Source organism: Staphylococcus sp. EG-SA-14 (assembly GCF_017151935.1).
GTDB lineage: Bacteria > Bacillota > Bacilli > Staphylococcales > Staphylococcaceae > Staphylococcus > Staphylococcus aureus.
Genome location: NZ_JACVZM010000008.1, coordinates 18,249 through 38,907 on the forward strand (window position 1 = coordinate 18,249; position 20,659 = coordinate 38,907).

The 20,659-nt window shown below is 34.4% G+C and carries 29 protein-coding genes; 24 read left to right on the forward strand and 5 right to left on the reverse strand.

Going from position 1 to position 20,659, the window contains the following annotated elements; translation table 11 throughout:
• The first annotated feature begins 82 nt into the window (after positions 1 to 82).
• Positions 83 to 3,250, forward strand: coding sequence for an efflux RND transporter permease subunit (locus IDG63_RS06525; protein ID WP_000592311.1), 3,168 nt, complete (start codon positions 83 to 85; stop codon positions 3,248 to 3,250).
• A gap of 186 nt (positions 3,251 to 3,436) precedes the next feature.
• On the opposite strand, the gene mspA is transcribed toward IDG63_RS06525, so the two are convergent.
• Together mspA and IDG63_RS06535 are read right to left on the reverse strand one after the other, a co-directional pair.
• Positions 3,437 to 3,754, reverse strand: coding sequence for a membrane stabilizing protein MspA (mspA, locus tag IDG63_RS06530; protein ID WP_001161085.1), 318 nt, complete (start codon positions 3,752 to 3,754; stop codon positions 3,437 to 3,439).
• A 244-nt stretch (positions 3,755 to 3,998) separates the two neighbouring features.
• Entirely contained in the window at positions 3,999 to 4,163 is a 165-nt protein-coding gene (locus IDG63_RS06535) for an SE1832 family protein (RefSeq protein WP_000051206.1), read from the reverse strand.
• 132 nt (positions 4,164 to 4,295) lie between these two features.
• Here IDG63_RS06535 and IDG63_RS06540 point away from each other — a divergent pair, with 132 nt between their 5' ends.
• Together IDG63_RS06540 and IDG63_RS06545 are read left to right on the forward strand one after the other, a co-directional pair.
• Complete coding sequence (locus IDG63_RS06540) at positions 4,296 to 5,204, forward strand: AEC family transporter (protein ID WP_000139179.1); 909 nt, start codon at positions 4,296 to 4,298, stop codon at positions 5,202 to 5,204.
• 170 nt (positions 5,205 to 5,374) lie between these two features.
• Complete coding sequence (locus IDG63_RS06545; RefSeq protein ID WP_001789121.1) at positions 5,375 to 5,506, forward strand: hypothetical protein; 132 nt, start codon at positions 5,375 to 5,377, stop codon at positions 5,504 to 5,506.
• A 116-nt stretch (positions 5,507 to 5,622) separates the two neighbouring features.
• Here IDG63_RS06545 and IDG63_RS06550 read toward each other — a convergent pair whose 3' ends face one another.
• Together IDG63_RS06550 and IDG63_RS06555 are read right to left on the reverse strand one after the other, a co-directional pair.
• Positions 5,623 to 6,486, reverse strand: coding sequence for a GRP family sugar transporter (locus tag IDG63_RS06550; RefSeq protein ID WP_001159898.1), 864 nt, complete (start codon positions 6,484 to 6,486; stop codon positions 5,623 to 5,625).
• A gap of 180 nt (positions 6,487 to 6,666) precedes the next feature.
• On the reverse strand, positions 6,667 to 7,554 hold the full coding sequence (locus IDG63_RS06555; protein ID WP_086095923.1) for a GNAT family N-acetyltransferase: 888 nt from the start codon (positions 7,552 to 7,554) through the stop codon (positions 6,667 to 6,669).
• 65 nt (positions 7,555 to 7,619) lie between these two features.
• Here IDG63_RS06555 and IDG63_RS06560 point away from each other — a divergent pair, with 65 nt between their 5' ends.
• The 4 genes from IDG63_RS06560 (at position 7,620) to tnpA (ending at position 11,989) form a co-directional block, all read left to right on the forward strand.
• Positions 7,620 to 7,715, forward strand: coding sequence for a hypothetical protein (locus tag IDG63_RS06560; protein ID WP_001790553.1), 96 nt, complete (start codon positions 7,620 to 7,622; stop codon positions 7,713 to 7,715).
• Positions 7,716 to 7,740: 25 nt separating this feature from the next.
• Positions 7,741 to 9,876 carry a DNA topoisomerase III gene (locus IDG63_RS06565; protein ID WP_086095924.1) on the forward strand — a complete coding sequence of 712 codons (2,136 nt, stop codon included), beginning with the start codon at positions 7,741 to 7,743 and terminating at the stop codon, positions 9,874 to 9,876.
• A gap of 112 nt (positions 9,877 to 9,988) precedes the next feature.
• Positions 9,989 to 11,323 carry a 6-thioguanine permease StgP gene (gene stgP, locus IDG63_RS06570; protein ID WP_000800700.1) on the forward strand — a complete coding sequence of 445 codons (1,335 nt, stop codon included), beginning with the start codon at positions 9,989 to 9,991 and terminating at the stop codon, positions 11,321 to 11,323.
• 180 nt (positions 11,324 to 11,503) lie between these two features.
• A complete protein-coding gene (gene tnpA / locus IDG63_RS06575; protein WP_000093396.1) occupies positions 11,504 to 11,989 on the forward strand; it encodes an IS200/IS605 family transposase in 486 nt (161 codons plus the stop codon).
• A gap of 264 nt (positions 11,990 to 12,253) precedes the next feature.
• Here tnpA and IDG63_RS06580 read toward each other — a convergent pair whose 3' ends face one another.
• Positions 12,254 to 12,643: a hypothetical protein gene (locus IDG63_RS06580; protein ID WP_000788441.1), complete on the reverse strand. Its 390-nt coding sequence runs from the start codon at positions 12,641 to 12,643 to the stop codon at positions 12,254 to 12,256.
• A gap of 356 nt (positions 12,644 to 12,999) precedes the next feature.
• Here IDG63_RS06580 and rpsJ point away from each other — a divergent pair, with 356 nt between their 5' ends.
• From rpsJ to rplF, 17 genes are all read left to right on the forward strand, one after another.
• Positions 13,000 to 13,308: a 30S ribosomal protein S10 gene (gene rpsJ / locus IDG63_RS06585; RefSeq protein WP_001118667.1), complete on the forward strand. Its 309-nt coding sequence runs from the start codon at positions 13,000 to 13,002 to the stop codon at positions 13,306 to 13,308.
• Positions 13,309 to 13,335: 27 nt separating this feature from the next.
• Positions 13,336 to 13,998, forward strand: a complete 663-nt coding sequence (rplC, locus tag IDG63_RS06590; protein WP_000160212.1) for a 50S ribosomal protein L3 — start codon at positions 13,336 to 13,338, stop codon at positions 13,996 to 13,998.
• Positions 13,999 to 14,024: 26 nt separating this feature from the next.
• On the forward strand, positions 14,025 to 14,648 hold the full coding sequence (gene rplD / locus IDG63_RS06595; RefSeq protein WP_000024827.1) for a 50S ribosomal protein L4: 624 nt from the start codon (positions 14,025 to 14,027) through the stop codon (positions 14,646 to 14,648).
• On the forward strand, positions 14,648 to 14,923 hold the full coding sequence (gene rplW / locus IDG63_RS06600) for a 50S ribosomal protein L23 (protein ID WP_000388082.1): 276 nt from the start codon (positions 14,648 to 14,650) through the stop codon (positions 14,921 to 14,923). The genes rplD and rplW overlap by 1 nt, the downstream gene beginning before the upstream one ends.
• A 32-nt stretch (positions 14,924 to 14,955) precedes the next feature.
• Positions 14,956 to 15,789 (forward strand): 50S ribosomal protein L2, encoded by an 834-nt coding sequence (rplB, locus tag IDG63_RS06605; RefSeq protein WP_000985472.1) that lies wholly within the window; start codon positions 14,956 to 14,958, stop codon positions 15,787 to 15,789.
• 66 nt (positions 15,790 to 15,855) lie between these two features.
• Positions 15,856 to 16,134 carry a 30S ribosomal protein S19 gene (rpsS, locus tag IDG63_RS06610; RefSeq protein WP_000124353.1) on the forward strand — a complete coding sequence of 93 codons (279 nt, stop codon included), beginning with the start codon at positions 15,856 to 15,858 and terminating at the stop codon, positions 16,132 to 16,134.
• A gap of 28 nt (positions 16,135 to 16,162) precedes the next feature.
• Entirely contained in the window at positions 16,163 to 16,516 is a 354-nt protein-coding gene (gene rplV / locus IDG63_RS06615; protein WP_000387527.1) for a 50S ribosomal protein L22, read from the forward strand.
• A 23-nt stretch (positions 16,517 to 16,539) separates the two neighbouring features.
• Complete coding sequence (gene rpsC, locus IDG63_RS06620; RefSeq protein WP_000529877.1) at positions 16,540 to 17,193, forward strand: 30S ribosomal protein S3; 654 nt, start codon at positions 16,540 to 16,542, stop codon at positions 17,191 to 17,193.
• A 2-nt stretch (positions 17,194 to 17,195) separates the two neighbouring features.
• Positions 17,196 to 17,630 (forward strand): 50S ribosomal protein L16, encoded by a 435-nt coding sequence (gene rplP, locus IDG63_RS06625; RefSeq protein ID WP_000926310.1) that lies wholly within the window; start codon positions 17,196 to 17,198, stop codon positions 17,628 to 17,630.
• The gene (gene rpmC / locus IDG63_RS06630) at positions 17,620 to 17,829 is read left to right on the forward strand and encodes a 50S ribosomal protein L29 (protein WP_000644737.1); all 210 of its coding nucleotides are present in this window, start codon (positions 17,620 to 17,622) and stop codon (positions 17,827 to 17,829) included. Before rplP ends, rpmC begins: the two co-directional genes overlap by 11 nt.
• 23 nt (positions 17,830 to 17,852) lie before the next feature.
• Positions 17,853 to 18,116 (forward strand): 30S ribosomal protein S17, encoded by a 264-nt coding sequence (gene rpsQ, locus IDG63_RS06635; RefSeq protein ID WP_000004086.1) that lies wholly within the window; start codon positions 17,853 to 17,855, stop codon positions 18,114 to 18,116.
• Between the two features lie 31 nt (positions 18,117 to 18,147).
• Complete coding sequence (gene rplN / locus IDG63_RS06640; RefSeq protein WP_000615921.1) at positions 18,148 to 18,516, forward strand: 50S ribosomal protein L14; 369 nt, start codon at positions 18,148 to 18,150, stop codon at positions 18,514 to 18,516.
• Positions 18,517 to 18,551: 35 nt separating this feature from the next.
• Positions 18,552 to 18,869, forward strand: a complete 318-nt coding sequence (gene rplX, locus IDG63_RS06645; protein WP_000547687.1) for a 50S ribosomal protein L24 — start codon at positions 18,552 to 18,554, stop codon at positions 18,867 to 18,869.
• Between the two features lie 26 nt (positions 18,870 to 18,895).
• Positions 18,896 to 19,435, forward strand: coding sequence for a 50S ribosomal protein L5 (gene rplE, locus IDG63_RS06650; RefSeq protein WP_001080824.1), 540 nt, complete (start codon positions 18,896 to 18,898; stop codon positions 19,433 to 19,435).
• 22 nt (positions 19,436 to 19,457) lie between these two features.
• The gene (locus IDG63_RS06655; protein ID WP_001140799.1) at positions 19,458 to 19,643 is read left to right on the forward strand and encodes a type Z 30S ribosomal protein S14; all 186 of its coding nucleotides are present in this window, start codon (positions 19,458 to 19,460) and stop codon (positions 19,641 to 19,643) included.
• A 31-nt stretch (positions 19,644 to 19,674) separates the two neighbouring features.
• The gene (gene rpsH, locus IDG63_RS06660; RefSeq protein ID WP_000178881.1) at positions 19,675 to 20,073 is read left to right on the forward strand and encodes a 30S ribosomal protein S8; all 399 of its coding nucleotides are present in this window, start codon (positions 19,675 to 19,677) and stop codon (positions 20,071 to 20,073) included.
• A gap of 24 nt (positions 20,074 to 20,097) precedes the next feature.
• Positions 20,098 to 20,634: a 50S ribosomal protein L6 gene (rplF, locus tag IDG63_RS06665; RefSeq protein ID WP_000091975.1), complete on the forward strand. Its 537-nt coding sequence runs from the start codon at positions 20,098 to 20,100 to the stop codon at positions 20,632 to 20,634.
• Positions 20,635 to 20,659 lie beyond the last annotated feature (25 nt).

The window sequence follows — 20,659 nt, forward strand, 5'->3', positions numbered from 1 at the left end:
TCATTTGCGTTCAGATTTTTTTACACAATATAGAATGGTTGAGTAAAATATTTTTGAATATAGTGAAAGAGGGGGAAGTACTGTGATAAAAAAACTATTACAATTTTCTTTGGGGAATAAGTTTGCTATCTTTTTAATGGTTGTTTTAGTTGTCTTGGGCGGTGTATACGCGAGTGCTAAATTGAAATTAGAATTACTACCAAATGTACAAAATCCAGTTATTTCAGTTACAACAACAATGCCGGGTGCAACGCCACAAAGTACCCAAGATGAAATAAGTAGTAAAATTGACAATCAAGTAAGATCGTTGGCATATGTGAAAAATGTTAAAACGCAATCCATACAAAATGCTTCAATTGTAACAGTTGAATATGAAAATAATACAGATATGGATAAAGCAGAAGAACAGCTTAAAAAAGAAATCGATAAAATTAAATTTAAAGATGAAGTTGGTCAACCAGAATTAAGACGTAATTCGATGGATGCTTTTCCGGTTTTAGCATATTCATTTTCAAATAAAGAGAATGACTTGAAAAAAGTAACGAAAGTACTGAATGAACAATTAATACCAAAATTACAAACGGTAGATGGTGTGCAAAATGCGCAATTAAATGGGCAGACGAACCGTGAAATCACCCTTAAATTTAAGCAAAATGAACTTGAAAAATATGGATTGACTGCTGATGATGTAGAAAACTATCTAAAAACGGCAACAAGAACAACACCACTTGGATTGTTCCAATTTGGTGATAAAGATAAATCAATTGTTGTTGATGGTCAATATCAATCTGTTGATGCTTTTAAAAACATAAATATTCCATTAACGTTGGCAGGAGGACAAGGGCAATCTCAATCCCAAAGTGACAATAAACAAAATTCAGCCATGTCAGATGTTAATCAGGCATCACCGCAGCAAAATTCAAAAGCGTCAGCATCAAATAATATAAGTGGTATGCCGACAGCGAAACTAGGAGATTTAGCTGATATTACAGTTGGTGATGTGCGTACTTCTATTTCTAAAACGAATGGCAAGGATGCGGTTAATTTACAAATAACTAAAGCTCAAGATGCCAATACAGTTCAAGTAGCCAAAGATGTACAACGTAAAATTGATACATTCGTTGATGAAAATAAAGATTTTAATGTCACAAAAACAATGGATACTGCAAAGCCTGTTGAGAAATCACTTTATACGATGGTTGAAAAAGCATCATTAGGTACAATCGTGGCAATTATAGTTATTTTGCTGTTTTTAAGAAACATTCGTACGACGGCAATTTCTATTATATCGATTCCGTTATCACTTCTTATGGCGCTTATTGCTCTGAAATTGAGTGATGTTTCATTGAATATACTAACGTTAGGTGCATTAACAGTAGCGATTGGACGTGTGATAGACGATTCGATTGTAGTTGTTGAAAATATTTATCGACGCTTAACAGATTCAGAAGAACAACTAAAAGGTGAAAATTTAATTATCAGTGCGACAACTGAAGTATTTAAACCAATAATGTCATCGACACTAGTTACTATTATCGTCTTCTTACCACTTGTGTTTGTATCAGGTTCAGTAGGCGAAATGTTTAGACCTTTTGCATTGGCTATTGCATTTAGTTTATTAGCATCGTTATTAGTGTCAATTACACTCGTTCCAGCGTTGGCAGCTACACTATTTAAAAAAGGCGTTAAACGTCGTAATAAACAACATCAAGAAGGATTAGGTGTTGTTAGTACAACTTATAAAAAAGTATTACATTGGTCATTAAATCATAAGTGGATTGTAATTATATTAAGTACATTAATTTTGGTTGCAACTATTGTATTTGGAGGACCGAGACTAGGCACTAGCTTTATTTCAGCAGGTGACGATAAATTTTTAGCTATTACTTATACACCGAAGCCTGGTGAAACGGAGCAAGCAGTGTTGAATCATGCGAAAGATGTTGAAAAATATTTAAAACAGAAAAAGCATGTAAAAACAATTCAATACTCAGTTGGCGGTAGTAGTCCAGTAGATCCAACGGGTAGTACAAATAGTATGGCAATCATGGTTGAATATGATAATGACACGCCTAATTTTGATGTAGAAGCGGATAAGGTTATTAAACATGCAGATGGCTTTAAACATCCTGGAGAGTGGAAAAATCAAGATTTAGGAACAGGTGCAGGTAATAAATCTGTAGAGGTTACTGTAAAAGGTCCATCAATGGATGCCATAAAATCAACTGTAAAAGATATTGAACAGAAAATGAAACAGGTTAAAGGACTAGCCAATGTCAAATCTGATTTATCGCAAACATATGATCAGTATGAAATTAAAGTCGATCAAAATAAAGCGGCAGAAAATGGTATTTCTGCAAGTCAACTTGCAATGGACTTGAATGAAAACTTACCAGAAAAAACAGTTACGACTGTTAAAGAAAATGGTAAAACTGTTGATGTTAAAGTCAAACAAAATAAGCAAACAGACTGGTCAGAAGATAAGTTGAATAATATAACTTTGAAAAAGCCGACTGGTGGTACGATTAAATTGGGAGATATCGCTACGTTAGTTAAAACAACGACACCAAGTAAATTGACGCAAGAACAAGGAGATTATGCAACGACGGTATCTGCTAAAGTAACAAATAAAGATGTGGGTGGCACAACACGACAAGTGATGTCTAAAATAAATAATTTGGACAAACCGAATAATGTAAAGGTTAATATCGGTGGTGCATCAGATGATATTAACAATGCAATGACACAATTAGCCTTTGCAATGTTAGCTGCAATCATTATCGTATATTTAATCCTAGTTATTACATTTAAAGGTGGCCTAGCACCATTTACAATTTTATTCTCTTTACCATTTACAGTTATCGGTGTAATTATTGCACTATTAATCACAGGAGAAACAATATCAGTACCAAGTTTAATTGGTATGCTAATGTTAATTGGAATCGTAGTAACAAATGCCATTGTGTTAATAGACCGTGTTATTAATAATGAGCAACAGGGCATGGAGATGAAAGAAGCATTAATCGAAGCAGGCGGTACTAGAATTAGACCGATATTAATGACGGCGATTGCAACAATTGGTGCATTAGTTCCTTTGTTATTTGGTCAAGATAGCTCGATTCTTATTTCGAAAGGATTAGCTGCTACAGTTATTGGTGGTTTAATTTCATCAACTTTATTAACACTTGTAGTTGTACCAGTAATATATGAAATTCTCTTTACTTTAAAAAAACGATTCACTAAACGATAGATAATATAAAAGCCATAAAAGCGGTCATGATATTGACTACTTTTATGGCTTTTTAAAATTTGAAATTTTAGACCTTATTTCACGTGCGATTTAATCGATGTGTTAATAAAACAATACTGGCATTCAACATGTAATCCGATAATAAAATAAGGTTGCAATTATGTTATTGCATATTTTGTTTATTACTTAGAATAATACGATGGTTAAGATGAAATATATGACAAAGATAAATAATGACATTAAATTCAAGATGTTTACGCCTTTTAGATCTTTTTTAAGCATTTTAAATCCTGTCACTTCGACATTACCGACTAAGAGTAATAAGACGATAAATACCCACCAATTCTCTTTTGGAAAACTCATCGTCGTTAATGCTAAGACGAATAATAACAACACACCCATAATAATTCTCAAAATGCGAGTAAATACAACTTCCATTTTAAAAATACTAATAAAACTAACAATTAGATAAAGTATTGCTAGTAAAATCAGATAAAATTGCATATGATAACTTCCTCTCCGTTTCAAAGGGTTCATGTAGTACAGCAGCGTAGAAAACATAAATAGCAGTGTTGGGATAGATATGCGTGTATGTTGTTAATGAAACACTAAATCATAACACGACAACATCTTGTGATTCTAGATGTAATTGAGCGAAAAATGAAGCAATTCATCAATATAACGTATTCAGAGCAATGCTAGTCAAATTTATGTAACAAAAAGCATTTATTGCTTGAATGATAGATTATTAATCTTGCATTTGAGCACGAACGTTTCTAATTTCATTTTCAATATCTTTAAGTTGACGAACAAGTGCGGAAGTATCTAAATTCAAAGATTCCCGTTTTTCTATGTCACCTTGAAGACGAACATAATCATATTTAAGTTCGGCTAGTTGGTTTTCTAAAGACATACTATAACACTCCTTTGAAATATAATTAAGTGCATTTAATGTAGATTATAGCATGAAACAGTAGACTTCTAAAATATCTGTGGAGTATGTTAAAGTTATAAATTATGAAGATTATTGAAAGAAGGGATAACAGTGACAGAACAATTTACTATGATTATTTTATTAATTGCGCTTGGTTACTTTTTGAAGCGCATTAATTTTATAAAAGCAACAGATAGTCAAGTCATTGCTACATTAGTTCTTAATGTCACACTCCCATCTTTAGTTATTGTGAATTTAAACAGTGCAGAATTAAAATTGTCATTCTCCATTTTACCAATTTTAATGATTATATATGGTATTGTGGCGAAAATGATTGCTGTCTGGTTTTTTAGAAAATATGATAATCACATGCGTGGATCAGTAGGTATGATGACTGGTGCTATGAATATTGGATTGTTTGCATATCCACTAATTGAAGTGATATGGCATAAAACGGGACTTATTTATTTTGTTATGGCTGATATAGGTGGTGCCTTTGTGATGTTTGGAATTACTTACTTTGTAGGTAGCTACTTTAGTGAAGGTAGTGATCAATTCGATTTTAAATATTTAGGTAAGAAATTATTACAATCAGTGCCACTCGTTACATACATTGTAATGTTTATATTGAATATAAGTCACATCCATTTACCACATGTGGCAATCGATTTCTTTAGCATACTTTCCCATGCAAATATGCCGTTATCAATGATTTTGCTAGGTGTCATGTTGAATTTTACTCTGGAAAGAAAGTATATACCTGCTACTATTAAATATTTATGTTTGCATTATGGATTAGCATTAGTTGCGGGATTTTTAGTATATGTGTTGTTACCAGTATCAGATGATATGATTAAGACGACATTGTTGGTCACTTGGATGTTCCCGGTAGGTGTTGCAATTATTTCTTATGGTATTCAGTTTAAATATCGAACACTGCCATTTATAGGTATGACGACCAATTTGACAATCATTATTAGTATCATTATTTTGTACGTGTATCAGGCAGTGTTTGTCTAGTTTACACATTTGAAAATAAAATCCATTTTAGTATTCGTAGAAAATGAGAGCCCCCTTTACCACAATATGTAAATGTATATTGTGAAAAGGGGGCTTTTATTTATGACATAGTTGTTCAACTCATACATTCAAGTTGATAATGCAGTGCGTTATGCAGCTATCCACTTCATATGTATGGCGCATACTTGATATATGAATATCATCAAGATTTTAAAAGTATCGCTAATTTTAAAGTCTTAAAACGCATGATTAATGTCATGATGTGTTATTGCGTTTTGTTTTTAGAGCCACGTATTTCCTAGGACATATAGAGGAACATTCAACGTAAAATTCCCGAAAATTAATTTTAATCATTCTATAAGTGAATGGTTATTTTCAGAAGTGATTACATTTTTACGTTACATGAGTATTTAACTTTCTATTTCAAATTACCTAGAATTATAGCAGCTATCACGATAATAATAATACCTGCCCAAATACCCGTCATCTGACGACGATCTTTTCTTTCTCCTAAAATGAAAATACCGCCTAAGGTTGAAACGATAACAAGTAACTGTGATAATGAGAAACTTGTAGCTACACCAACTTTTGGTTGAGAATAGAACATGAACAAGTTACCAATTCCCCAAATCACACCTGGCAATAGATTAAGTGCTGTTGATTTAAGTGATGTTTTATGATTCATGGATAGGATAAAGCCACCAATTGCCATACCGACAGATTGGAAGAACAATGCATCAGTTCCACCAACACCAAAGATGTCACCAAGTACAACGAAACCTACATATCCAACTGTAGATACAATTAAAATACCCATTGCTTTTTTAAATTCAGGATTATCTGATTGACGTTCATTTTTAGCTTTAAGTGAAGTAAGTGCTACACCAGTAACTAATAATATCATGGCGATTAAACCAAAGATAATTTGAGTCATTGAAGACCATTCACCTAAAAAGATAACGCTGAATAATGTTGTACCAACTAATTGCATACCTGTAGAAACTGGCATAGTATTTGATACACCGATTAAACTAATAGATTTAAGCTGATTCGCTTGTCCAAACGCCCATAATGCACCAGAAATAAGACCGACAATAATTACAGTAGGATTATTGAATTTTGCGAAACCAGTAATAAGTAAACCTAATCCAACAATGAGTGCGCCTAGCGTCGTACCACGAATTTGGTTGTAAGGTCCACCGCCGACGAACACATTAATAAGAACGACACTTCCCCAGAATAAAGCAGGTAAAAGTGCGATTAAGAAATCAAGAAATTGCAAGACTACTCACTCTCCTATACTATTTATGCAAGTGCTCCCCTTAATTGACACTTGCATGTTATTGTAAAGCATTCTGCCCTAATAGTAAAAAACAACTACTTATAATTTTCAATATTTACAAAAAGTAGAAAAACCCACAATACATGCTAATGATGTACTGTAGGGTATTTGCTTGGTATTTTATTCAGGGATTGTTTGATCTTTTACGTTACGTGATTCGAATTTGAATTTAATGTACTCATAGTTGATATGGAAACCTAGACCATTAAATCGTTCGATGAGTTTATTATTTTTATTACGAATTTTAAAATAAACTTTTCTAATATCAAAATTATCAAAAGCATATTGCAATGCATACGCAAGCAACTCGAAAGCGATACCTTTCAAACGGTAATCTACATGAGAACTGAAGTATTTAATCTCGGCGATTGACTGTTGTGAATCAATTTCAAGGTATAAATAACCTTTAAGTAAACCTTCGCTAACAAATAAAAACAAATGATGATGGTCGTCTAAACTATCAATGATATCTTGTGGTGACTGTGCCTGATATTTAAATGTAGTTGTGTGTAATTTGCTGAAAGCACGATAAAACCCTTTGTGATAAGGAATGATATTTGGTTGGTGCATATCTTCTTCTAATCTTGTACGGGCTTCTATGTAATAGTCAGTGAAGTTATAACTTGCTTGAATAACTTTCATTAATGATTTGTATTGTTGAATGCCTTCTTCAAAAGAAAAGTTAAAGACGGCATCGTCAGGTTGGTTCGAAGTCATTGCTTTAAATAGCGTTTCAAACGTATCGACAGATAATACATAATTGTCAGCCACGAAAGGGCCTATGACTTTGAATTTATTTTTATCGTATGCAAAAGACAATATGATTGCTTTGATTGAATCGTTTTCTTTAATCGAAAATACACCAGGTGATTTAATCGCATCGGTTATTAATACATCTATTTCATTGTACTGTTGAGGAAGTTTATATAAGTATGATGCTGATTCATAATTCGAATGTTCAATGAACGATTTTATTTGTGTAATATCATATAACTGAACTATGCTCATGTCATTACCTCCGTACTTTTTGTTACTTTTATTATATAGTATTTCAACTGAAATGAAAGTTAATAGTGATATTAACATGTTACAATACATTTAACACATCATTTGCAATCATTGAATTTAAATCAAAGATTAGTGGAATAGATGAAGCACGTTCGAAATAAAAGAACGTATGAGAAAGGATAATTTATGAAATCTTTAATATTAGCTGAAAAACCATCAGTCGCAAGAGATATTGCTGATGCTTTACAAATAAATCAGAAGCGTAATGGTTACTTTGAAAATAACCAATATATTGTCACGTGGGCGTTAGGTCATCTAGTGACAAATGCGACACCTGAACAATACGATAAAAATTTAAAGGAATGGCGATTAGAAGACCTTCCAATTATACCTAAATATATGAAAACTGTTGTTATTGGTAAAACAAGCAAACAATTTAAAACAGTAAAAGCGTTAATTTTAGATAATAAAGTGAAAGATATTATTATTGCAACAGATGCTGGACGAGAAGGTGAACTAGTTGCAAGATTGATTTTGGATAAAGTTGGTAACAAAAAGCCAATCCGTCGATTATGGATTAGCTCAGTTACTAAAAAAGCTATTCAACAAGGTTTTAAAAATTTAAAAGACGGGCGTCAATATAACGATTTGTATTATGCAGCGTTAGCGAGAAGTGAGGCAGATTGGATTGTTGGGATTAATGCAACGCGTGCACTAACAACAAAGTATGATGCACAGCTATCCCTGGGACGTGTTCAGACACCAACGATTCAATTAGTAAATACACGACAACAAGAGATTAATCAGTTCAAACCACAACAATACTTTACATTATCATTAACGGTAAAAGGGTTTGATTTTCAGCTAGAATCAAATCAGCGATATACCAATAAAGAAACTTTAGAACAGATGGTTAATAATTTGAAAAATGTCGATGGTAAGATTAAATCTGTTGCTACTAAACATAAGAAGTCGTATCCGCAATCACTGTACAATTTAACAGATTTACAACAAGATATGTATAGACGTTATAAAATTGGACCTAAAGAAACATTGAATACACTTCAAAGCTTATATGAGAGACATAAAGTCGTAACCTATCCAAGAACAGATTCAAACTATTTAACAACTGATATGGTAGATACTATGAAAGAACGTATTCAGGCGACGATGGCAACAACATATAAAGACCAAGCACGCCCATTAATGTCTAAAACATTTTCATCAAAAATGTCGATATTTAATAATCAAAAAGTATCTGATCACCATGCAATTATTCCTACAGAAGTGAGACCTGTCATGTCAGACTTAAGTAATAGAGAATTAAAGTTATACGATATGATTGTCGAGCGTTTTTTAGAAGCTTTAATGCCTCCGCACGAGTATGACGCGATAACTGTAACTTTAGAGGTTGCAGGGCACACATTTGTTTTGAAAGAGAATGTAACAACTGTTTTAGGTTTTAAATCTATTAGACAAGGTGAATCTATTACAGAGATGCAACAGCCTTTTTCAGAAGGCGATGAAGTGAAGATTTCAAAAACAAATATTAGAGAACATGAAACAACACCTCCAGAATATTTTAATGAAGGTTCGTTATTAAAAGCGATGGAGAACCCTCAGAACTTTATTCAATTGGAGGATAAAAAATATGCGCAAACTTTAAAACAAACAGGTGGTATCGGCACAGTTGCAACAAGGGCCGACATTATCGATAAATTATTTAATATGAATGCCATTGAATCAAGAGACGGTAAAATTAAAGTAACGTCAAAAGGTAAACAAATATTAGAATTAGCACCAGAAGAATTAACGTCGCCACTTTTAACTGCACAATGGGAAGAAAAATTACTTTTAATTGAACGTGGTAAATATCAGGCGAAAACATTCATTAATGAAATGAAAGATTTTACGAAAGATGTTGTAAATGGGATTAAAAATAGTGATCGTAAATATAAACACGATAATTTAACAACCACAGAATGCCCAACGTGTGGTAAATTCATGATTAAAGTTAAAACTAAAAATGGTCAGATGCTTGTGTGCCAAGATCCATCTTGTAAGACGAAAAAGAATGTACAGCGCAAAACAAATGCAAGATGTCCAAACTGTAAAAAGAAATTAACGTTGTTTGGTAAAGGGAAAGAAGCGGTATATCGTTGTGTTTGTGGACATTCTGAAACGCAAGCACATATGGATCAGCGTATGAAGTCTAAATCCTCTGGTAAAGTATCTCGTAAAGAAATGAAAAAGTATATGAATAAAAATGAAGGTTTAGACAATAATCCGTTTAAAGATGCATTAAAGAACTTGAATTTATAGATAAAATCGAACAAAGTTGAATCAGAAAAACGAAAAGTTCGCTTTTGGTATTGTTTTTTATTAAGAATGATATTAAACTATTAAGGTATTTTAAAAAAAGGAGCATCCATTCGTGAAAAACTATTTCCAGTTCGATAAATATGGAACAAACTTTAAAAGAGAAATCTTAGGCGGTATCACAACTTTCTTATCTATGGCCTATATTTTAGCAGTTAACCCGCAAGTTTTAAGTTTAGCAGGTGTTAAAGGCGTATCAGAAGATATGAAAATGGACCAAGGTGCCATTTTTGTAGCGACTGCATTAGCAGCATTTGTAGGCTCGCTATTCATGGGGCTAATAGCTAAATATCCAATTGCGTTAGCACCAGGTATGGGATTAAATGCATTCTTTGCATTTACTGTTGTGTTAACCATGGGTATTCCTTGGCAAGTTGGTTTAACAGGCGTTTTATTCTCAGGTATATTCTTTGCGATATTAACCGTCACAGGGTTTAGGGAAGTTATTATTAATGCAATTCCTTATCAAATGAAGATGGCTGTTTCAGCAGGTATAGGATTATTCATTACATTTGTAGGTTTACAAAGTTCGGGTATTATAGTTAAAAATGAATCTACATTAGTAACATTGGGACATTTAACTGATCCACCAGTACTTTTGGCGATATTCGGTATCGTTATTACAGTTATTTTATATGCAATTAAATTGCCGGGTTCTATCTTTATCGGTATGATCATCACAGCAATCGTTGGTATGTTCACTGGATTGATTCAAATGCCATCTGGTATTGTAGGTAAGATTCCAAGTATTGAACCAACGTTCGGTGCTGCATTTGAAGCGTTTAAAGACCCAAGTCAATTATTAACGATACAGTTCTTAATTGTTATTTTAACGTTCTTATTTATTGATTTCTTTGATACAGCTGGTACATTAGTAGCTGTTGCTACTCAAGCAGGTATTATGAAAGATAATAAATTACCAAGAGCTGGTAGAGCATTGTTCTCAGATTCTTTAGCTACGATTGTAGGATCAGTTTTTGGAACAACTACAACAACTTCTTATATCGAATCAACTTCAGGTGTTGCTGTAGGTGCTAGAACAGGATTTGCTAGTATCGTAACAGGTTGTTGTTTCCTATTAGCGCTGTTCTTTAGTCCGTTAATCGCTGTTGTAACAAGTGCAGTTACGACACCAGCTTTAGTGGTGGTAGGTGTATTAATGGCTGCAAACTTTGCTGAGATAAACTGGAAAAGTTTTGAAGTTGCAGTGCCAGCATTCATTACAATCATTATGATGCCTTTATCATACTCAATTGCAACTGGTATTGCGTGTGGATTTATTTTCTATCCAATTACAATGCTTATCTCTAAAAAACATAAAGAAGTACATCCGATAATGTATGTATTAATGGTACTATTCATTCTGTACTTCATATTTGTTCATGGTTAAATCCAGACACAAAAAACGACTGCCAATGATTGGTAGTCGTTTTTTCTTTGAAAAGAAAACCATACGCTATGCGTATGGTTCAGAAAAGGTTCTACCATTGTCACAAAAAATGCATCTCTACGTGCTAGAATAAATATTGGTCAGCCAACCAAAATAATCAACACGAGGAGATGCTATTTAATGTCATCTGACACAAACAGTTTAGCACATACAAAATGGAATTGTAAGTATCATATTGTCTTTGCACCTAAATACAGAAGACAAGTGATATATGGAAAAATAAAAAAAGATGTAGGGATTATATTGCGTCAATTATGTGAGAGAAAAGGTGTAGAGATAATTGAAGCAGAGGCATGTAAAGATCATATCCATATGTTAGTAAGTATTCCACCCAAACTTGGGGTATCATCATTTGTTGGCTATTTAAAAGGAAAAAGTAGTTTAATGATATTTGATAGACATGCTAACTTAAAGTATAGATATGGAAATAGAAAATTTTGGTGTAAAGGATTTTATGTGGATACAGTAGGTAGAAATAAAAAAGTGATTGAAAATTATATTCGTAATCAATTACAAGAGGATATCGTTGCAGACCAAATCTCAATGGAAGAATATTTAGATCCTTTCACTGGAGAGAAAAATAGAAAAAGAAAGAAAAAAGAGTAACCCTTTAGGGTTGCTGGAATAGTAGTGCAGTTGGCTGACTTTTCAGTGCCCTTTTAGGGCTGGCCAGTAAGGAAGGCTTATAGCCGCTGAACAAACCACCCGTTCACACGGGTGGTTTTGATTGAAGTAAGGATAAAATAAGAAGCGAAATAACATAAAGCAATATTATGAATGTCTTTAAATATCCGATATAAATATACTTCTTTTAAAATTGTTGGACGTGTTTCTTCTATATTATATACCTGATTAAAAAGGTTTTAAGAATTATTCTCTATGTCCATCTTTGTATTGTGTGTAAATGACACGAGCATTTTTATTAGGTATATAGGTTGGCGCTGATAATACAACTAGGACAAATAGAATCATTAGGAAAAATAAAATCCAATGAATCAAAATTCCTAAGAAGGGGATGATAGCTAAAAAACTACCTACTATACCAAATATTGGAATAATCGCTATAGGTCTAATCGCATTTTGTCTATTCACTAATAATATAATAGTAAGAATTAGATAAAGTAATGCATTAAAGATTAAAGGCTGCCATCCAAAACTTAAAATAAACGTTGCACCTAAAAAAGGAATGCCATAGAAAAACTCACAAAGTATTAAAAAGATACCTATAAGTGCTAAAGATAATTTTGGTCCATTTTTCATATTCATTCACCACCGTTCTTATGACTAATTATATAGAATAATTTTCAATGATAATAATAAAATGATTCAAGGTACGAATTTACAATAAAGAAGGAAATAAAAAATATCTCGAAAATAGTTGAACTGACTAAGTATATAAAGTAAAATATAAAAGTATGTGTTAGACAGATAGAAAAATTATGTGAAAAGCCTTGATTTATCGATGTTTTTCGTGTAATATAACTAACGTTGGACTTTAAGAAAAGCGATGAAGCGAAAGGTTACTGACACACCCGGCCGCTTTGCCATGGCGCTGTGTAAGATAGTTTTCGTGGAGAAGTCTATCACTAAATGTAGACGAATAAGGAGGGAAAATTATGGCAAAACAAAAAATCAGAATCAGATTAAAAGCTTATGATCACCGCGTGATTGATCAATCAGCAGAGAAGATTGTAGAAACAGCGAAACGTTCTGGTGCAGATGTTTCTGGACCAATTCCGTTACCAACTGAGAAATCAGTTTACACAATCATCCGTGCCGTGCATAAGTATAAAGATTCACGTGAACAATTCGAACAACGTACACACAAACGTTTAATCGATATTGTAAACCCAACACCAAAAACAGTTGACGCTTTAATGGGCTTAAACTTACCATCTGGTGTAGACATCGAAATCAAATTATAATAGACAATTTTAGGAGGTGGACTTTCGATGACCAAAGGAATCTTAGGAAGAAAAATTGGGATGACACAAGTATTCGGAGAAAACGGTGAATTAATCCCTGTAACAGTAGTAGAAGCTAAAGAAAATGTTGTATTACAAAAGAAAACTGTAGAAGTTGATGGATACAACGCAATCCAAGTTGGATTTGAAGACAAAAAAGCATACAAAAAAGATGCAAAATCTAATAAATATGCTAATAAACCAGCTGAAGGTCACGCTAAAAAAGCTGACGCAGCACCTAAGCGCTTCATTCGTGAATTCCGCAATGTAGACGTGGATGCTTACGAAGTAGGTCAAGAAGTCTCAGTAGATACTTTTGTAGCTGGCGACGTTATTGACGTAACAGGCGTATCAAAAGGTAAAGGTTTCCAAGGTGCAATTAAACGCCACGGACAATCTCGTGGACCTATGTCACACGGTTCTCATTTCCACAGAGCACCAGGTTCTGTAGGTATGGCTTCAGATGCTTCTAGAGTATTTAAAGGCCAAAAAATGCCAGGACGTATGGGTGGAAACACTGTAACTGTTCAAAACTTAGAAGTAGTTCAAGTTGACACAGAAAACAAAGTTATCTTAGTAAAAGGTAACGTACCTGGACCTAAAAAAGGTTTAGTAGAAATCAGAACTTCAATTAAAAAAGGTAATAAATAATAAGAAGTGAAAGGAGGAAATGCATAATGGCTAATTATGATGTTTTAAAATTAGACGGAACTAAATCAGGTTCAATCGAATTAAGCGATGCAGTATTCGGTATTGAGCCAAATAATAGCGTTTTATTCGAAGCTATTAATTTACAACGTGCTTCATTACGTCAAGGTACGCATGCTGTTAAGAATCGTTCAGCAGTAAGCGGTGGCGGACGTAAACCATGGAAGCAAAAAGGAACAGGTCGTGCTCGTCAAGGTACAATCCGTGCTCCACAATGGCGTGGCGGTGGTATCGTATTCGGACCAACTCCAAGAAGTTATGCATACAAAATGCCTAAGAAAATGCGTCGTTTAGCTTTACGCTCAGCATTATCTTTCAAAGCTCAAGAGAATGGCTTAACTGTAGTTGACGCATTCAACTTCGAAGCTCCAAAAACTAAAGAATTCAAAAATGTATTATCTACATTAGAACAACCTAAAAAAGTATTAGTAGTTACTGAAAACGAAGATGTAAATGTTGAATTATCAGCACGCAACATCCCTGGCGTTCAAGTGACAACTGCTCAAGGTTTAAATGTTTTAGATATCACTAATGCTGACAGCTTAGTAATTACTGAAGCTGCTGCTAAAAAAGTTGAGGAGGTGCTCGGATAATGGAAGCAAGAGATATTCTTAAGCGCCCCGTAATCACTGAGAAATCTTCTGAAGCAATGGCTGAAGACAAATACACTTTCGACGTTGATACTCGTGTTAACAAAACACAAGTAAAAATGGCTGTTGAAGAAATCTTCAACGTAAAAGTTGCAAGTGTTAATATCATGAATTACAAACCTAAGAAAAAACGTATGGGCCGTTACCAAGGCTATACAAACAAAAGAAGAAAAGCGATTGTAACTCTTAAAGAAGGATCAATCGACTTATTTAACTAATAAAACAATTACCATTAAGGAGGTAAGCGACAATGGCTATTAAAAAGTATAAGCCAATAACAAATGGTCGTCGTAATATGACTTCGTTAGATTTCGCAGAAATCACGAAAACTACACCTGAAAAGTCATTATTAAAACCGCTACCGAAAAAAGCGGGACGTAACAACCAAGGTAAATTGACTGTAAGACACCATGGTGGTGGACACAAACGTCAATACCGTGTTATCGATTTCAAACGTAACAAAGATGGTATCAATGCAAAAGTTGATTCTATTCAATATGATCCAAACCGCTCAGCAAACATCGCTTTAGTTGTATATGCAGACGGTGAAAAACGATATATCATTGCTCCTAAAGGATTAGAAGTAGGTCAAATCGTTGAAAGTGGTGCTGAAGCTGACATCAAAGTTGGTAACGCATTACCATTACAAAACATTCCAGTTGGTACAGTAGTACACAACATCGAGCTTAAACCTGGTAAAGGTGGACAAATCGCTCGTTCAGCTGGTGCAAGTGCTCAAGTACTTGGTAAAGAAGGTAAATACGTATTAATCAGATTAAGATCTGGTGAAGTTCGTATGATCTTATCTACTTGCCGTGCTACAATCGGTCAAGTTGGTAACCTACAACACGAATTAGTTAACGTTGGTAAAGCCGGACGTTCAAGATGGAAAGGTATCCGTCCAACAGTTCGTGGTTCTGTAATGAACCCTAACGATCACCCACACGGTGGTGGTGAAGGTCGTGCTCCTATCGGTAGACCATCTCCAATGTCACCATGGGGTAAACCTACGCTTGGTAAGAAAACTCGTCGTGGTAAAAAATCATCAGACAAACTTATCGTTCGTGGACGTAAGAAAAAATAATATAATCAACTTATTTGGGTGTGCGGCTTAAAGCTGCACGCACATAATAAGAAGGGAGGCGCCCAAATGGCTCGTAGTATTAAAAAAGGACCTTTCGTCGATGAGCATTTAATGAAAAAAGTTGAAGCTCAAGAAGGAAGCGAAAAGAAACAAGTAATCAAAACATGGTCACGTCGTTCTACAATTTTCCCTAATTTCATCGGACATACTTTTGCAGTATACGACGGACGTAAACACGTACCTGTATATGTAACTGAAGATATGGTAGGTCATAAATTAGGTGAGTTTGCTCCTACTCGTACATTCAAAGGACACGTTGCAGACGACAAGAAAACAAGAAGATAATATCTATTAAGTAGAGGAGGACATCCTAATGGAAGCAAAAGCGGTTGCTAGAACAATAAGAATCGCACCTCGTAAAGTAAGACTAGTTCTTGACTTAATCAGAGGTAAAAATGCTGCTGAAGCTATTGCAATTTTAAAATTAACAAACAAAGCTTCATCACCAGTAATTGAAAAAGTATTAATGTCCGCTTTAGCTAATGCTGAACATAACTATGACATGAACACAGATGAATTAGTAGTTAAAGAAGCATATGCTAACGAAGGACCAACATTAAAACGTTTCCGTCCACGTGCGCAAGGTCGTGCAAGTGCGATTAACAAACGTACAAGCCACATTACAATCGTCGTAAGTGACGGTAAAGAAGAAGCTAAAGAAGCTTAATTAACTTTTAAGGAGGGAATACTGTGGGTCAAAAAATTAATCCAATCGGACTTCGTGTTGGTATTATCCGTGATTGGGAAGCTAAATGGTATGCTGAAAAAGACTTCGCTTCACTTTTACACGAAGATTTAAAAATCCGTAAATTTATTGATAATGAATTAAAAGAAGCATCAGTTTCTCACGTAGAGATTGAACGTGCTGCAAACCGTATCAACATTGCAATTCATACTGGTAAACCTGGTATGGTAATTGGTAAAGGCGGTTCAGAAATCGAAAAATTACGCAACAAATTAAATGCGTTAACTGATAAAAAAGTACACATCAACGTAATTGAAATCAAAAAAGTTGATCTTGACGCTCGTTTAGTAGCTGAAAACATCGCACGTCAATTAGAAAACCGTGCTTCATTCCGTCGTGTACAAAAACAAGCAATCACTAGAGCTATGAAACTTGGTGCTAAAGGTATCAAAACTCAAGTATCTGGTCGTTTAGGCGGAGCTGACATCGCTCGTGCTGAACAATATTCAGAAGGAACTGTTCCACTTCATACGTTACGTGCTGACATCGATTATGCACACGCTGAAGCTGACACTACTTACGGTAAATTAGGCGTTAAAGTATGGATCTATCGTGGAGAAGTTCTTCCTACTAAGAACACTAGTGGAGGAGGAAAATAATAATGTTACTACCAAAACGTGTAAAATATCGTCGTCAACATCGTCCTAAAACAACTGGTCGTTCTAAAGGCGGTAACTACGTAACATTTGGTGAGTTTGGTTTACAAGCTACAACAACGTCTTGGATCACATCTCGTCAAATCGAATCTGCTCGTATAGCAATGACACGTTACATGAAACGTGGCGGGAAAGTTTGGATTAAAATCTTCCCACATACACCATATACTAAAAAACCTTTAGAAGTACGTATGGGTGCTGGTAAAGGTGCGGTTGAAGGCTGGATCGCAGTTGTTAAACCAGGTAGAATTTTATTCGAAGTTGCTGGCGTTTCTGAAGAAGTTGCGCGTGAAGCACTACGTTTAGCAAGTCACAAACTTCCAGTAAAAACTAAGTTTGTAAAACGTGAGGAATTGGGTGGTGAAACAAATGAAAGCTAAGGAAATTAGAGACTTAACCACTTCAGAAATCGAAGAACAAATCAAATCTTCAAAAGAAGAGCTTTTTAACCTACGCTTTCAGTTAGCTACAGGTCAATTAGAAGAAACTGCACGTATTCGTACAGTAAGAAAAACGATTGCACGTCTAAAAACTGTTGCTCGTGAAAGAGAAATTGAACAAAGTAAGGCTAATCAATAATTAAGTAAGAGGAGGTTACAAAAGTGAGCGAAAGAAACGATCGTAAAGTTTATGTAGGTAAAGTTGTTTCAGACAAAATGGACAAGACTATTACAGTACTTGTTGAAACTTACAAAACACACAAATTATACGGTAAACGAGTAAAATACTCTAAAAAATACAAAACTCATGATGAAAACAATTCAGCTAAATTAGGAGACATTGTTAAAATTCAAGAAACTCGTCCTTTATCAGCAACAAAACGTTTTCGTTTAGTAGAGATTGTTGAAGAGTCAGTAATTATTTAATACAAGTTTAGAGATAAGGGAGGTTTAACTAATGATCCAACAAGAAACACGCTTGAAAGTAGCAGACAACTCTGGTGCTCGTGAAGTTCTTACAATCAAAGTATTAGGTGGATCTGGTCGTAAAACAGCAAACATCGGCGATGTTATCGTATGTACTGTTAAAAATGCAACACCAGGTGGCGTTGTTAAAAAAGGTGACGTTGTCAAAGCTGTAATCGTACGTACTAAGTCAGGTGTTCGTCGTAATGACGGTTCATACATCAAATTTGATGAAAATGCATGTGTTATCATCCGTGATGACAAAGGCCCACGTGGTACTCGTATCTTCGGACCTGTTGCTCGTGAATTACGTGAAGGTAACTTCATGAAAATCGTATCATTAGCACCAGAAGTACTTTAATTAATAACAACCAATACAAATAAGGAGGTGCCCACATGCATATCAAAAAAGGTGACAACGTTAAAGTTATCGCAGGTAAAGACAAAGGTAAAGAAGGTAAAGTAATTGCTACTCTACCTAAAAAAGACCGTGTCGTTGTGGAAGGTGTTAACATTATGAAAAAACACCAAAAACCAACTCAATTAAATCCTGAAGGTGGAATCTTAGAAACAGAGGCAGCAATCCATGTTTCTAATGTACAATTATTGGACCCTAAAACAAACGAACCAACTCGTGTAGGTTACAAATTTGTTGATGGTAAAAAAGTTCGTATCGCTAAAAAATCTGGCGAAGAAATTAAATCTAATAATTAATAACAAGTTGAAAGGAGGATCCCACTTTGAACCGTTTAAAAGAAAAGTTTAACACTGAAGTTACTGAAAACTTAATGAAAAAATTCAATTATAGTTCAGTAATGGAAGTACCAAAAATAGATAAAATCGTTGTGAACATGGGTGTAGGTGACGCAGTACAAAATTCTAAAGTATTAGACAATGCTGTTGAAGAATTAGAATTGATCACTGGTCAAAAACCATTAGTAACTAAAGCTAAAAAATCAATCGCGACTTTCCGTTTACGTGAAGGTATGCCAATCGGTGCGAAAGTAACACTTCGCGGTGAAAGAATGTATGAATTCTTAGACAAATTAATTTCAGTATCATTACCACGTGTACGTGACTTCCAAGGTGTTTCTAAAAAAGCATTTGACGGACGCGGTAACTACACTTTAGGTGTTAAAGAACAATTAATTTTCCCAGAAATCGACTATGATAAAGTAAGTAAAGTTAGAGGAATGGATATTGTTATCGTAACGACTGCTAACACTGATGAAGAAGCTCGTGAATTGTTAGCTAACTTCGGTATGCCATTCCGTAAATAATTATTTAAAGGAGGCTAATTAAGTGGCTAAAACTTCAATGGTTGCTAAGCAACAAAAAAAACAAAAATATGCAGTTCGTGAATACACTCGTTGTGAACGTTGTGGCCGTCCACATTCTGTATATCGTAAATTTAAATTATGCCGTATTTGTTTCCGTGAATTAGCTTACAAAGGCCAAATCCCTGGCGTTCGTAAAGCTAGCTGGTAATAAAAAAGAGTCTGAAAGGAGGCAACAATCAATGACAATGACAGATCCAATCGCAGATATGCTTACTCGTGTAAGAAACGCAAACATGGTGCGTCACGAGAAGTTAGAATTACCTGCATCAAATATTAAAAAAGAAATTGCTGAAATCTTAAAGAGTGAAGGTTTCATTAAAAATGTTGAATACGTAGAAGATGATAAACAAGGTGTACTTCGTTTATTCTTAAAATATGGTCAAAACGATGAGCGTGTTATCACAGGATTAAAACGTATTTCAAAACCAGGTTTACGTGTTTATGCAAAAGCTAGCGAAATGCCTAAAGTATTAAATGGTTTAGGTATTGCATTAGTATCAACTTCTGAAGGTGTAATCACTGACAAAGAAGCAAGAAAACGTAATGTTGGTGGAGAAATTATCGCATACGTTTGGTAATAAAAAATAAGGAGGTGCCATAACATGAGTCGTGTTGGTAAGAAAATTATTGACATCCCTAGTGACGTAACAGTAACTTTTGATGGAAATCATGTAACTGTTAAAGGTCCTAAAGGTGAATTATCAAGAACTTTAAATGAAAGAATGACATTCAAACAAGAAGAAAACACAATTGAAGTTGTAAGACCATCTGATTCTAAAGAAGATAGAACAAACCATGGTACAACTCGTGCTTTATTAAACAATATGGTACAAGGTGTTTCTCAAGGATACGTAAAAGTACTTGAACTTGTTGGTGTAGGTTACCGTGCTCAAATGCAAGGTAAAGACTTAATCCTTAACGTTGGTTATTCTCACCCAGTAGAAATTAAAGCTGAAGAAAACATTACTTTCTCAGTTGAGAAAAACACAGTCGTTAAAGTTGAAGGTATTTCAAAAGAACAAGTTGGAGCATTAGCATCTAACATCCGTTCAGTAAGACCTCCAGAGCCTTACAAAGGTAAAGGTATTCGTTACCAAGGTGAATACGTTCGCCGTAAAGAAGGTAAAACTGGTAAATAATAGATAAACTCTAAAGAAAGGAGTA